The following is a 13,601-nucleotide window of genomic DNA, read 5'->3' as shown; positions in this document are numbered from 1 at the left end:
GGCAAATTCCTCGAAGTCATGATGCTCGAAGTCATGATGCTTGAAGTCATCTTGCCAGATGCCATCCTGCCCGATGTCACGCAGCATGGTTTCAGGACGGGCGATGGGCGATGTTAGCCGGCCGGCGCAGTGCGCGCCGCGCACGCGTGCAGGTATGCCTCGGCGCGCGCGAGATCCTGCTCGGTATCGATGCCGGGTGGAAATTCATCCACGCTCAGTGCCACGCTGATGCGATAACCATGTTCCAGCGCGCGCAACTGTTCCAGCGCCTCGGCGCGTTCCAGCGGGGTCGGCTCAAGCTGCGCGAAATGGCGCAGAAAGCCGGCGCGATAAGCGTACAGACCGATATGGCGCAGCACAGGCACGTTTTGCGGCAGGCTGCGGCGATCATGCGCCAGTGCGTCGCGCGCCCACGGCACCGGCGCGCGGCTGAAATACAGCGCATGCCCGCTGCGATCGCAGACCAGCTTGACCACGTTGGGATCGAACAACTCATCGATCGCGTCGATCGGTACCGCAAGGGTCGCCATCGCCGCGTCGCCCTGCGCCAGCGCTGCAACCACGGCATGCACCCCGGCAACCGGCACGAAGGGCTCGTCGCCCTGCAGATTGACGACGATGTGATCCTCGGGCCAGGCACACGCCATGGCGCACTCGGCGAGCCGATCGCTGCCCGACGCATGATCGGCGCGCGTCATCACCATGCACACGTCGAGGCCGCTCACTGCCGCGGCGATGCGCGTGTCATCGGTGGCCAGCACCACTTGCACCGCGCCCATGCTCAGCGCGCGTCGCGCCACGTGCACGATCAAGGGCACGCCGGCCAGCAGGCGCAGCGGCTTGCCCGGCAGGCGCGTGGAAGCGAAACGCGCTGGAATGACCACGCTGAACCCGGGCAAGCCGCCAGCGTTCATGCCATCTGCGCCTGGGTGGCCACGTGCAGATCGAAACCGACGCCGCGCGCCAATGCCTCGAAGCCGGGGAACGAGGTTGCGACATTGGCGCAATCCGCGATGCGCACCGGGGCACTGGCGCGCAGTGCGGCCACGGCAAAGCTCATCGCGCAGCGGTGATCGCCATGGCTTTCCACTGCGCCGCCGCGCAGACTGCCACCCTGGATCAGGGCGCCGTCGGGGTTCTCCTGCACATCGATGCCCAGCGCGCGCAAGCCGCTGGCCATCACCGCGATCCGGTCGGATTCCTTGACCCGCAATTCGGCAGCACCATGCACGCGCGTCACGCCCGTGGCGCAGGCCGCGGCAACGAACAGGATCGGAAACTCGTCGATCATGTCCGCTACCTGTTCGCGTGGCACCTCGATGCCGCGCAAGTCCGCATGGCGCACGCGCAGATCGGCGGTCGGCTCGCCGCCGCGCTGGTGTGGAGCCTCGATGCGGATGTCCGCGCCCATGGCGCGCAAGACCTCGATCAGCCCGGTGCGGCGCGGATTGAGGCCAACATCCCGCAGCAGCAGTTCGCTGCCCGGAACCAGGGTCGCGGCGACAATGAAAAACGCCGCCGAGGAAAAATCACCGGGGACCTGCACATCGCTCGCTTGCAGGCTTTGCCGACCCGGCAGGGCCGCCCAACCGGGGCCGAATTCGATCGGCCAGCCGAAGGCCTGCAACATGCGCTCGGTGTAATCGCGGGTGGGCTGTGCCTCGTCCACACGTGTCACGCCATCGGCGTACAAGCCCGCCAGCAGGATGGCAGATTTGACCTGGGCGCTGGCGATGGCCGTGCGCAACGCGCGCGCGCGCAGCAGCGCACCGCCGTGAATGCGCAGCGGTGGCCTGCCATCGCTGCTGTCGATGCGCGCGCCCAATGCGGCCAATGGCTCGATCACGCGCCGCATCGGCCGCTGCGACAGCGAGGCGTCGCCGATCAGCACGCTGTCGAAATCCTGTCCGGCCAGCAACCCCGCGAGCAGGCGCATGCCGGTGCCAGCGTTGCCGCAATCCAGCGGCTGTGCGCTGGCACGCAGGCCATGCAGGCCGACGCCATCGATTACGCGCTCGCCAGCGCTGGGCGCGGTGATGCGCACGCCAAGCTGCTGCAGGATGCGCGCGGTGGCACGGGTGTCCTCGCCTTCGAGGAAACCGCTGACGCGAGAACTGCCGTGCGCCAGCGCGGCCAGCATCAATGCACGATGCGAGATCGACTTGTCGCCCGGCACGCGCACGCTGCCGCGCAGTGCTGCGCCCGCGTGGCAGATCCAGTCCAGCCGCGCGCTCATGTGCGTGGCGCTGCGCGCGTGCGCATCACGGAATCGCCACCGGGTAGGAACCCAGCACGCGGATCTCGGCCGCATGCGGCGCGAGTTCCTGCAGCGCGGCGCGCAGCGGCGTGTCCTCGATGTGACCGGACAGGTCGATGAAAAATGCATACTGCCAGGTACCGCTGTGCGCAGGCCGCGACTCGATGCGATTCATGCTGACTCCATGCGCGGCGAACGGGCTGAGCGCATTGAACAGCGCGCCGGGCTGGTCGTTGACGAACACCAGCAGCGAAGTGCGATCGTTGCCCGAGGCTGGAAACAGTTCGCGCCCCAGCACCAGAAAGCGCGTGGTGTTGTCGGGACGATCCTCGATCGGGCCGGCAATGACCTTGAGGCCGTAGATGTGCGCCACGGCCTCGCCGGCGATCGCCGCGACGTCGTCGGCCAGACGCGCGCGGCGCGCGCCCTCGGCGTTGCTGGCCACCGCTGCACGCTCGCTGGCCGGCACGTGCTGGCGCAACCAGACCTTGCATTGCGCCAGCGACTGCGGGTGCGCATACACGCGCTCGACATCCGCGAGCTGTCCTGTGCGCGAAAGCAGGTATTGGCGCACGCGCAACTCGACCTCGCCGCAAATCTTCAACGGCGAAGTCAGAAACATGTCGAGTGTGGACTGGATGGTGCCCTGCCCGGAGTTTTCCACCGGCACGATGCCGAAATCGGCGTGCCCGGCTTCGACCTCCTGGAATACCTCCTCGATACTGGCCAGCGGCAACAGGCGCGCGCTATGGCCGAAGTGTTTTTGCGCGGCCTGCTGGCTGAAGGTGCCCTCAGGGCCGAGAAAACCGATGCGCAACGGCTCCTGCTGCGCCAGGCAGGCCGACATGATCTCGCGAAACAGGCGCACCAGCTCGGCATCCGACAGCGGCCCCTGGTTGCGGTCCACCACCATGCGCAGCACCTGCGCCTCGCGCTCGGGGCGGTAGTAGTCCACTGCCGCTTTCAGCGGCCCTTTGGCGCGACCCACCTGCTGCGCCCAGCGCGCGCGTTCGGCGATGAGCGCCTGCAGTTCGCGGTCGATGCTGTCGATGCGCTGGCGCGCTTCGGTCAGATTGGCGCCGGGTGCGGGAGAAACCACGGGCTGCGGTTCTGCTTCGTTGGCCATGATGGTGCATCGCGACAGGAACCCGCATCCTGCGCGAAGCGCGGCGCTGATTCAACCATGGCGCTTGTTGAAGTCCTGCATGAACGCCACCAGCGCCTCCACGCCTTCCTGCGGCATGGCGTTGTACAGCGATGCGCGCATGCCGCCGAGCGCACGATGGCCTTTCAGCGCCAGCAGGCCGGCCTGCTCGGATTCGCGCAGGAACACCGAATCGAGCCGGGCATCGTGCAGGAAGAATGGAATGTTCATGCGCGAACGCGCGCTGGCATCGACCGGGTTGCGGTAATAGCCGCCGGAGCCGTCGATGGCCGCATACAGGGTGTCGGCCTTGCGCCGGTTGCGCACGGCCATTGCCGCCAGTCCGCCGCAGCGCGCGATCCACTGCAAAGTGAGTCCAGCCAGATACCAGCCGAAAGTGTTGGGCGTGTTGAGCATGGACTCGTGCGCCGCGTGCTCCGCGTAACGGAAAATGCCCGCCATCGGACGCGTGGCGCGGGTCAGCAGATCCTCGCGAATGATCAACAGGGTCAGGCCCGAGGGACCGATGTTTTTCTGCGCACCGGCGTAGATCATGCCGAAGCGCGTGACGTCCAGCGGCGCGGACAGGATGCTCGAGGAAAAATCCGCCACCAGCGGCACGCTGCCGACCTCGGGGATATCGGCGAACTCCAGCCCGTGGATCGTCTCGTTGGGCGTGTAGTGCACGTAGGCTGCACCGCTATCGAGCAGCCAGTCGGCACGTGGTGGCAAGGCACGGTACTGGCTGGCGCGCGCGTCGGCGGCGATGCGCACCTCGACATAAGGCGCGGCCTCGCGCGCGGCCTTCTCGCCCCAGTGGCCGCTGAGCACGTAATCGGCATGTTGCCCTGGCGCGGCCAGATTCATCGCCAGCAGCGCGAATTGCAGCGTGGCGCCACCCTGCAAAAACAGCACCTTGTAATGCGCTGGAATCGCGGCCAGACCCCGCAGGTCGGATTCGATTTCGGCGGCCAGCGCCATGAACGCCTTGCTGCGATGCGAGATTTCCATCACCGAGGCGCGCGCGTCGCGCCATTCCAGCAGCTCGGCCTGCGCCTGCCGCAGCACCTCCTCGGGCATGGCGGCTGGGCCAGCGGCGAAATTCCAGGTGCGGCTCATGGCGTCACTCCAGGGTCGTTCAATGGCGAATGGCCAGCAGCAGCGCCAGCACGAGCGCGATCACCGCCGCAGTAAGCAGCAGCCACCACACCTCGCGGCGCGGCCCGGCGGTGTCTTCCGGACGCGCGGCTTCAGCCGGAATGAAGGCATCCACGGCATCATGGCGCGCTGCGTCGGGGGGTGCATCCACCAGGTAACGCTGCGCGCCGATGCTGATTTGATCACCATCGTGCAACCAAGCACATGCCGCAACGTGACCGTTGATGCGCGGCCATGCCGCCATGGGCAGATCGCGGCACAGCATGGCCGGGCGCCCCTGCACGCAGAACACGCGCAGTGAGCCCGCATTCGCCCCCAGGCCAGCCGGCAGTCCGTCGGCACCCAGCTCCAGCGTCGGCGCAACGCTGAGCGCCGCGCCACTGCGCGAGCCGCCGATACCACGCAGGCTCAACGCTCCAGGCGGCACCTCGGTGTCGGGTTCGGCATCATCCGGGCAGGCCTCGCACACGTGCTCGCCCAGCAGCAGGACCTGCGCGGCGCCGATGCTGATCTGATCGCCCGCGTGCAGCAGTGCGCGCTCGCGTACCGGGCGTGCGTTGACGTGGATCGGTGCCACCGCCGCGCCCACTTCCAGGACATAGCCGCGCGCGTCCAGACTCAAGCGCGCATGGGCGGCGGCGACGCCTTCACCAGCGAGCACGATGTCGTCGCCAGCCGAGCTGCCCAGCGTGATGGATGCGGCAGCGCTGCTGAATTCGATTTTTTCAGGTGCCAGGATGGCGATGCGCATGGTGTGCTCCCGGCGCGAACTCTATCAGGCGATCTCCGCTCCGTGAGGCTCGTTCAAGTCTGCATGACAGATTCGAAGCCGACTTCCTGCCCGGATCAACAACGGGAAGGTCGCCGTGCGGATCGGGGCGGGTCCGCCATCCGGTCGCGCAGAGCGGCAATCAGCCGGCTGCTAGAATCTGCCGATTGTGTGGCCCCGTGCCGCCGCCATCGCAGGAACTTTCCATGACGCATCCGATTCTCGCCGCACTCGGCGTCGACGACACCCATTCCGGCACCTATCTGGGCCAGGGCGCCTGGGCATCTGCCACGAATGGCGCCATGATCGAGGTGCGCGCGCCGCGCGACGGCAGCGTGCTCGGCCATGTGCAGGCCAGCAGCGCCGGGGACTACGAACGGGTCGTGCAGCGTGCCGAGGCGGCCTTCAAGGAATGGCGCCAGGTGCCGGCGCCGCGGCGCGGCGAAGCGGTGCGCTTGTGCGGCGAGGCGTTGCGCAAGCACAAGGACGCGCTGGGCTCGCTGGTGGCGCTGGAGATGGGCAAGATCAAGCCCGAGGGCGACGGCGAAGTGCAGGAGATGATCGACATCGCCGACTTCGCGGTGGGCCAGGCGCGCATGCTGTACGGCCTGTCGATGCACTCCGAGCGTCCCGGCCACCGCATGTACGAGCAGTGGCATCCGCTGGGCCTGGTCGGCATCATCAGCGCGTTCAATTTTCCGGTCGCGGTGTGGGCCTGGAATGCGTTCATCGCCGCGGTGTGCGGCGACATCTCCATCTGGAAGCCCTCGCCCAAGGTGCCGTTCAGCGCCATCGCCGCGCTGAAGATCTGCAGCGAAGCGCTGCGCGCGGGCGGCTTTCCGGACATCTTCTTCCTGTTCAACGACGCCGGCACCGAGCTGGCCACGCGTTTCGTCGATGATCGCCGTGTCGGTTTGATCAGCTTCACCGGATCAACCGCGGTGGGCCGCAGCGTCGGCCAGCGCGTCGCCGGACGCATGGGCCGCTCGCTGCTGGAGCTGGGCGGCAACAACGCGATCATCGTCGACGAGAGCGCCGACCTGAAGCTGGCCATCCCGGCGATCGTGTTCGGCGCCGTCGGCACCGCCGGCCAGCGTTGCACCAGCACGCGTCGGCTGATCGTGCATCGCGCCATCCACGCGGTCGTGGTCGAGAAACTCAAGGCTGCATACGCGCAGGTCGAGCATCGCGTGGGCGATCCGACCGATCCCGGCACGCTGATGGGGCCGCTGATCGACGCCGCGGCCGTGCAGCGCTACGAGCAGGCCATCGCCACCGCCAGGGCTGCCGGTGGCCAGGTGGCCTTCGGCGGCGGCAAGCTGGACCGCCCTGGCAATTACGTGCGTCCGACGCTCATCACCGGACTGGCTCCCGATGCCGAGGTGATCCAGCACGAGACCTTCGCGCCGATCCTCTACGTGCTGCCGTTCGACACGATATCGGAAGCCATCGCCATCCAGAACGGCGTGCCGCAGGGCCTGTCCTCGGCGATCTTCACGCAGAACCTCAAGCACGCCGAGCAGTTCCTGTGCTGCACCGGTTCCGACTGCGGCATCGCCAACGTCAACATCGGCACCTCCGGCGCCGAGATCGGTGGCGCCTTCGGCGGCGAAAAGGACACCGGCGGCGGGCGCGAATCCGGCTCCGATGCATGGAAGGCCTATATGCGCCGGCAGACCGACACCATCAACTACTCCGACGCGCTGCCATTGGCCCAGGGCATCAAGTTCGAGTTCTGAGCCATGCACGCCGCCGCCGCCGAAATCGCGTTGCGTACCGCCGAAACCGCTTTGTTGAAGGCACAGCAGCGCGGCGACCGCGACGCAATGGCAGCCCTGCTCGCCGCGGATTTCGAGGAAATCGGCAGCAGCGGGCGTCATTACGACCGCGCCAGCATTCTGGCTGCAATCGGCAGCGCGAAAATCGGCAGCGCACAACTCGAGGATTTCGAGATCAGCGATTTCCGCCTGCGCCAGCTTGCCAAGGACCTCGTGCTGGTGCACTTTCGTACGCGCTTGCGGCGCGGCGACAGCGTGCTGCACAGTGCGCGCAGCTCGTTGTGGCGGCGTGAGGATGGCCTGTGGCGCATGGCATTTCATCAAGGTACGCCGTGTGCGCAGGGCGTCGCATAGCAGCGCACTCGTTGCATCGACGACATGCAGGAGGGGAACCGGATGAACACACTGTACGTGCGTACCAGCGGCACCGCGATCGCCAGCCTGATCTTCGGCGTGCTCGCTTGGGTCGCGCTGCCACTGCTCGGCGCGATCCTCGCGGTGATCCTAGGCCACATCGCTCGCGGCGAAATCCGTCGCGCGCCGCCCGGCAGCATCGATGGCGACGGCATGGCCGTGGCAGGGCTGGTGCTGGGCTACGTGCATCTGGCTCTGGCTGCGCTGGTGATCGCCCTGATCGCGATGGTGGGCATGTTCGCGATCGCCGCGTGGTTCGGACATTTCCTCGCTTGAGCAAGCCCGATTCGTTCGCCGGCGGCGGTGCTTACGCGCTCGCGCGCAGCCTGCTGTTCCGCCTGGACGCCGAACACGCACACGCGCTGACGCTGGGTGCACTCGATGGGCTGCAGCGCCTGCATCTGGCACATTGGCTGGCGCCCGCGATTCCGCCGTTGCCCGTGCGCGCGTTCGGCCTCGACTTTCCCAACCCCGTCGGCTTGGCCGCGGGCCTGGACAAGAACGCCGCGCACGTCGACGGACTCGCGGCCATGGGCTTCGGCTTCATCGAGGTAGGTACCGTCACGCCGCGGCCGCAGCCTGGCAACCCGAGGCCGCGCCTATTCCGCCTGCCCGGTCAACAGGCCCTGATCAACCGCATGGGCTTCAACAACGACGGCGTCGATGCACTGCTGCGCAACCTCGACCGGGCGCAGTATCGCGGCGTGCTCGGCATCAATATCGGCAAGAACAAGGACACCCCCAACGCACAGGCAGCGGACGATTACCTGCATGGCCTGCAGCGCGTGCATGCCCAAGCCAGCTACATCGCGGTGAACATTTCCTCGCCCAATACGGCGGGATTGCGCGACCTGCAGGCGCACGCGGCACTGGATGCGTTGATCGGCCGACTGCGCGAGGCGCAGGAACGCCTCGGCGCGCAAGCCGGCGCACGCAAGCCCATGTTGCTGAAGATCGCCCCGGATCTGGATGGGCGCGACATGGACGACATCGCCGAGGTATTGCAGCGCCACGGCATCGACGGGCTGATCTGCACCAACACCACGCTGGCGCGCGATGGCGTGGCCGGCGCGGCGCACGCGCAGGAAAGTGGCGGACTCTCGGGCGTGCCCTTGCGGGCGCGCGCCGACAGCGTGCTGCGCGGCATGCGCGCGCGTCTGCCGGGCATAGAGATCATCGGCACCGGCGGCATCGACGATGGCACCGCGGCCGTGCAAAAAGTCGCCGCCGGCGCGTGCCTCGTGCAGCTTTATACCGGCTTGATCTATCGGGGCCCGGCGCTGATCGCCGAATGCGTGCAGGCGCTGCGGGAGGCCGCTGATGCAGCCCGCGCGCATTGATCTGCCCGGCTGCACGCTGATCGAGGATGCGCCGCTGGAGGCGCACAACACGCTGCGTGTCAGGGCGCGCAGCGCATGGCTGGCCGAACTCGCCGATATCGGCGCGTTGCCGCATCTGCTCGACCTCCCGGCACTGCGCGGCCTGCCGCTGCTGGCATTGGGCACCGGCTCCAACGTGCTGTTCACCGCCGACTGGCCGGGCCTGATCGTACAGTTGCGCAACAGCGGCATCGAGCCCATGGGCGAGGCAAGCGGAAACGTCATTCTGCGTGTCGGCGCCGGCGAATCCTGGGATGCGCTGGTGCGCTGGACTCTGGCGCATGAACTGGTGGGGCTGGAGAACCTCATCCTGATTCCAGGCACGGTCGGCGCCGCGCCGATCCAGAACATCGGCGCTTATGGCGTCGAGGTGGCACGCAGCATCCTCAGCGTCGAGGCCTGGGACCGCGCGCACGAGTGCTTCATCGAATTGCCCGCCGCCGACTGCGCATTCGGCTACCGCGACTCGTGTTTCAGACGTGCACCCGCGCGCTGGATCATCACCGCGGTGCGCTTCAAGCTGGCACGCAGCGGCGCACTGCATCTCGACTACGCCGACATCCGCGAAGAGCTTGCGCGCATGCGCATCGAGCAACCGCGTGCGGTGCATGTGGCCGAGGCCGTGCTGCGCCTGCGCACGCGCAAACTGCCTGATCCGGCGCTGATCGGCAACGCCGGCAGCTTTTTCAAGAATCCGCAGGTTGATGCCGCGTGTGCCGCCACATTGCGCGCGCGCGAGCCCGGTCTGCCGCAGTGGCCCCAAGTCGATGGCAGCGTCAAGCTTTCGGCCGCATGGATGATCGAGGCCATCGGCTACAAGGGACTGCGCGAGGGCGACGCCGGCATCTCCGAGCGCCATGCCTTGGTGCTGGTCAATCACGGGCTGGCTAGCGGCGCGCAACTGTGGGCGCTGGCCGTGCGCGTGCGCGACGCCGTGCGCACGCGCTTCGGCGTGCTGCTTGAAGCCGAGCCGCGCGTGCTGCCCTGATATCAATCCGCATTCAACAAGACAAGATTCTTCGAGCGAACGGCCCGGTCGTTCTGGCTCCGTCAGCCCCGCACAACTCGTCAGTCCCGCACAAGTTGACTCGTCATCCCAGCGCAGGCGGGGATGACCAATGCGGGGCCGGGGCCACCCTGAACCTCGGCATTCGCCGCGCAATGGCGCACTGCACAGCACTGGACGCGCTGCAAATGAGCAGTTAGGCTTTGCGTGCTGATCCGGCCGGCGCGAAGCCGCCCGACGCTGCGCCCCCGCACTTCAGGGCATCACCCAGCACCACTTCTGCCTGAATAGACGGGCATGTGGCCAGCAGCCGGTTACAGCAGGGAATTTTGCATGACGGCCGCAGCATCGCAGCACCTGCTGCGCGAATGCCGTAGATGCAAATCGCGGAACCGCGCTGACTGCACGTTGCATGGCGCATTTTGCCGAAACTGATTTCGGGCGCTTTGCAGGCGCCTGTTCGCAAACAGCGACACGCAATCCGAGAACACATTTGAGCGTACCCCACTACAGCCTGACCGCGGCTTGCGGCCCTCGTCCGATGAGTGCCGCATGAGCACTGAACCTGCCGTCGCAGGAAGCGCTGATGCGCCGCAAGGCCCGTTCAAGCCCGTCCCGCAGCAGCAGGAAATGCCGCTGGCGCTGGTGCGCGGTCAGCCAATGCTGAGCATGCCGCAGGATTTGTATATCCCGCCGGACGCGCTGGAGGTCATTCTCGAAGCCTTCGAGGGCCCGCTGGATCTGCTGCTGTATCTGATCCGACGCCAGAATCTGGACGTACTGGACATCCCCATCGCCGAAATCACCCGGCAGTACATGGACTACATCGGACTGATGCACGCGATGCGCCTGGAGCTGGCGGCCGAGTATCTGGTGATGGCGGCGATCCTCGCCGAAATCAAATCACGCTTGCTGCTGCCGCGACCGCCCGACGACGCGGCCGGCGGCGAATCCGATCCGCGCGCCGAACTGGTGCGCCGCCTGCAGGAATATGAACGGTACAAGCGCGCCGCCGAGGATCTGGATGCGCTGCCGCGCGTGGAGCGCGACACCAGCGTGGCGCATGCCGATGCCGGTGAGCGCAGCGTGACGCGGGTGCCGCCTGCGGTGGATTTGCGCGAACTGCTGCTGGCGCTCAAGGATGTATTGCGCCGCGCTGAACTCGGCGGCGCCGTGGCCATGCAGCGCGATGCATTGTCGATCCGTGAGCGCATGAGCGACCTGTTGCGCCTGATCGAGGATGGCGCGTTTCACGCCTTCACCGAGGTATTCAAACCCGAGCAGGGACGGCTCGGCATCGTGGTCAGCTTCATCGCCATGCTGGAACTGATCAAGGAAGGCCTGCTCGATGTGATCCAGGATCAACCACTGGCACCGATTTACCTGAAGGCATGCAGCGCCGCGGTCTGACGACCACGCTGCCACGCAAGCCAGAAACCGCACGTTCCGATAACGCAAGACTTCACGATCCGCACATGGAAACGATCCAGATTCAACGCATCCTCGAAGCCGCCCTGCTCGCCAGCGCCGAGCCTTTGTCATCGACACGGCTCGCCGGCCTGTTCACCGAGGACGAGGGCGTGACCGCAGCCGATGTCGCGCGAGCGCTCGAAGCGCTGCACACCGATACCGGCACACGTGGCGTGGTGCTCGCCGAAGTTGCCTCGGGCTACCGCTACCAGGTTGCCGGCGACGTGCACGCATGGGTCGCACGGCTCAACGCCGAGCGTCCGACACGTTACTCGCGCGCGCTGCTGGAAACCCTCAGCCTGATCGCCTACCGGCAGCCCATCACGCGCGGCGAGATCGAGCAAATTCGCGGCGTGGTGGTATCCAGCAACATGATCCGCACGCTGGAGGAACGCGAGTGGATCCGCATCGTCGGGCATCGTGACGTGGCCGGCCGCCCGGCGCTGTATGGCACCACGCGCCAGTTCCTCGACTACTTCAACCTCAAGGCGCTGGAAGATCTGCCGCCGCTGGCCGAAATCCGCGATCTGGAGGAACTGGCGCCGCAGTTCGAGTTCGAGGCCGCACCTGACCGTGCAGTCAACATCCTGCCCGCGCCTGTCGAAGCCGCCGGCACGGCCGACGCGACATCCGATTTTTCCGCAGCATCCGCTGCCACCCACTTGCCCTTGCCCGACGCAACCGCGCCGGCGCCAGACCCCGATTCCAAGGAGCACCTCGCATGACCGCGCCCACGCGCACCCTGTTGTCACTCAAACGCCAGGCCGCAGCCGACCACGGACCGCGCCTCGAAGAACGCCTGCACAAGGTATTGGCCAACGCCGGACTGGGCTCGCGCCGCATGCTGGAGCAACGCATCGAGCAAGGTGAGGTACGCGTCAACAACGAAGTCGCCACGATCGGCACCAGTGTCGGCGCCGGCGATCGCGTCGAGCTTGATGGTCACGCCTACGTGGTCGCCAGCGATCGCCGCGAAGACGCCGAAGTGCTGATGTATCACAAGCCCGAGGGCGAGGTGATCACCCGCGAGGACCCCGAGGGCCGGCCCACCGTATTCGACAACCTGCCGCGCCTGAAAGGCTCACGCTGGATCGCCGTCGGCCGCCTCGACCTCAACACCACCGGCCTGCTGCTGCTGACCACCGATGGCGACCTGGCGCATGCACTGATGCACCCCGGCACCGCGCTCGAGCGCGAATATCTGTGCCGCGTGCACGGCGAGGTTCCGGACGAGGTCCTGGCGCAGCTCAGCGCCGGCATCGAGCTCGAAGACGGCCCCGCGCGCTTCGAGGAAATCGCCCCGATCAGCCGCGGCGGCAGCCATAGCTGGTTCCGTGTGATCCTGCGCGAGGGCCGCAACCGCGAAGTGCGGCGCCTGTGGGAATCGCAGGGCCTGATGGTCAGCCGCCTCAAGCGCATCCGTTACGCCAATATCGAGCTGCCACGCCTGCTGCGTCGCGGCCATTCGCAAGCGCTGGACGCCGCAGCCGTGAGCGCGCTGCGCGCGCTCGCCGGCATGGGCGCGCCGCAGCCGACGCTGACCCTGCAGCCGGTGTTGCACCAGCGCCGTGCGCAGCGCAACGGGGTCAAGGTGCGCGCCGAGCGTGCGCAAGCCTGGGCGGCAGGCAGTGACGAAGGCCGCGAACTCGCCGCATTCGATCGGGTGCGCGACGACCACCGCGATGCACGCCGACGCGGTACGGGTCCCAAGCGCGAGGTCAACGGCAACGTGATGCGCGCTGATCGCACTCCCGGCGCGCGCAAACCGCGCGCATTCAGCCCGGGTCAGGAACTGCCCGCGGTGCGTCAGTGGGTCGCTGGCGAAGATCGCCCTGGTCGCGGTGGGCCGCGCCGTGGCGCCGGCGCGCACATGGAAAAAGGGCCGTGGCTGCCGGCCAGCCGCGGCCACGGTGGACATGGCGCGGGGCCGTCCGGAGAGCGCACTGCACGGCCTTTCGACGCTGCGCGTGGTCCACGCCGCGGCGGCGAGCGCGCGGCACCGCCCGCGGGTGAACGGGGTCCACGCCCGGGCGGCGAACGCGCGGCACGGCCCTTCAATGGCGAGCGCGGTGCACGCCCCTTTGCCGGCGAACGCGGTCCACGTCCGGGTGGCGAGCGCGCCAGGCCTTCCAGTGGCGAGCGCGGTCCGCGACCCGGCGGCGAGCGCCGCCCGCGCAATGATGCGCCGCGCGGACCGCGCCCGCCGGGCCGCGGACGCTGAGCCAC

At 67.6% G+C, this 13,601-nt stretch carries 13 protein-coding genes; 8 read left to right on the top strand and 5 right to left on the bottom strand.

Annotation, left to right across the window (positions count from 1 at the left end; all coding sequences use genetic code 11):
- Positions 1-113 precede the first annotated feature (113 nt).
- From kdsB to Mschef_RS09090, 5 genes are read right to left on the bottom strand one after another with little or no spacing between them, the layout of a single operon-like run.
- Positions 114-914: a 3-deoxy-manno-octulosonate cytidylyltransferase gene (kdsB, locus tag Mschef_RS09110; RefSeq protein WP_081127749.1), complete on the bottom strand. Its 801-nt coding sequence runs from the start codon at positions 912-914 to the stop codon at positions 114-116.
- Positions 911-2,236, bottom strand: a complete 1,326-nt coding sequence (aroA, locus tag Mschef_RS09105) for a 3-phosphoshikimate 1-carboxyvinyltransferase (protein ID WP_081127747.1) — start codon at positions 2,234-2,236, stop codon at positions 911-913. The genes kdsB and aroA overlap by 4 nt, the downstream gene beginning before the upstream one ends.
- A 25-nt stretch (positions 2,237-2,261) precedes the next feature.
- The gene (pheA, locus tag Mschef_RS09100; protein WP_136256553.1) at positions 2,262-3,383 is read right to left on the bottom strand and encodes a prephenate dehydratase; all 1,122 of its coding nucleotides are present in this window, start codon (positions 3,381-3,383) and stop codon (positions 2,262-2,264) included.
- Positions 3,384-3,434: 51 nt separating this feature from the next.
- Positions 3,435-4,520 carry a 3-phosphoserine/phosphohydroxythreonine transaminase gene (serC, locus tag Mschef_RS09095; protein ID WP_081127745.1) on the bottom strand — a complete coding sequence of 362 codons (1,086 nt, stop codon included), beginning with the start codon at positions 4,518-4,520 and terminating at the stop codon, positions 3,435-3,437.
- 19 nt (positions 4,521-4,539) lie between these two features.
- A complete protein-coding gene (locus Mschef_RS09090; protein ID WP_081127743.1) occupies positions 4,540-5,310 on the bottom strand; it encodes an FHA domain-containing protein in 771 nt (256 codons plus the stop codon).
- Between the two features lie 224 nt (positions 5,311-5,534).
- Here Mschef_RS09090 and amaB point away from each other — a divergent pair, with 224 nt between their 5' ends.
- From amaB to Mschef_RS09050, 8 genes are all read left to right on the top strand, one after another.
- Positions 5,535-7,067 carry an L-piperidine-6-carboxylate dehydrogenase gene (gene amaB, locus Mschef_RS09085; RefSeq protein WP_081127741.1) on the top strand — a complete coding sequence of 511 codons (1,533 nt, stop codon included), beginning with the start codon at positions 5,535-5,537 and terminating at the stop codon, positions 7,065-7,067.
- 3 nt (positions 7,068-7,070) lie between these two features.
- On the top strand, positions 7,071-7,460 hold the full coding sequence (locus Mschef_RS09080; protein WP_081127739.1) for a nuclear transport factor 2 family protein: 390 nt from the start codon (positions 7,071-7,073) through the stop codon (positions 7,458-7,460).
- A gap of 42 nt (positions 7,461-7,502) precedes the next feature.
- Positions 7,503-7,796 carry a DUF4190 domain-containing protein gene (locus Mschef_RS09075; RefSeq protein ID WP_081127736.1) on the top strand — a complete coding sequence of 98 codons (294 nt, stop codon included), beginning with the start codon at positions 7,503-7,505 and terminating at the stop codon, positions 7,794-7,796.
- On the top strand, positions 7,793-8,860 hold the full coding sequence (locus Mschef_RS09070) for a quinone-dependent dihydroorotate dehydrogenase (RefSeq protein WP_081127733.1): 1,068 nt from the start codon (positions 7,793-7,795) through the stop codon (positions 8,858-8,860). The genes Mschef_RS09075 and Mschef_RS09070 overlap by 4 nt, the downstream gene beginning before the upstream one ends.
- Positions 8,841-9,887, top strand: coding sequence for a UDP-N-acetylmuramate dehydrogenase (gene murB / locus Mschef_RS09065; RefSeq protein ID WP_176212433.1), 1,047 nt, complete (start codon positions 8,841-8,843; stop codon positions 9,885-9,887). Before Mschef_RS09070 ends, murB begins: the two co-directional genes overlap by 20 nt.
- A gap of 570 nt (positions 9,888-10,457) precedes the next feature.
- Positions 10,458-11,315, top strand: a complete 858-nt coding sequence (locus tag Mschef_RS09060) for a segregation and condensation protein A (protein ID WP_081127730.1) — start codon at positions 10,458-10,460, stop codon at positions 11,313-11,315.
- Positions 11,316-11,380: 65 nt separating this feature from the next.
- On the top strand, positions 11,381-12,100 hold the full coding sequence (gene scpB, locus Mschef_RS09055; protein WP_081129938.1) for an SMC-Scp complex subunit ScpB: 720 nt from the start codon (positions 11,381-11,383) through the stop codon (positions 12,098-12,100).
- Entirely contained in the window at positions 12,097-13,596 is a 1,500-nt protein-coding gene (locus Mschef_RS09050; protein WP_081127727.1) for a pseudouridine synthase, read from the top strand. Before scpB ends, Mschef_RS09050 begins: the two co-directional genes overlap by 4 nt.
- The last annotated feature ends 5 nt before the right edge of the window (positions 13,597-13,601 follow it).

The organism is Metallibacterium scheffleri (genome assembly GCF_002077135.1).
Lineage (GTDB): Bacteria > Pseudomonadota > Gammaproteobacteria > Xanthomonadales > Rhodanobacteraceae > Metallibacterium > Metallibacterium scheffleri.
The sequence above is the reverse complement of the archived record's forward strand: the minus strand, read 5'-3'. Positions and strand labels throughout refer to the sequence as shown.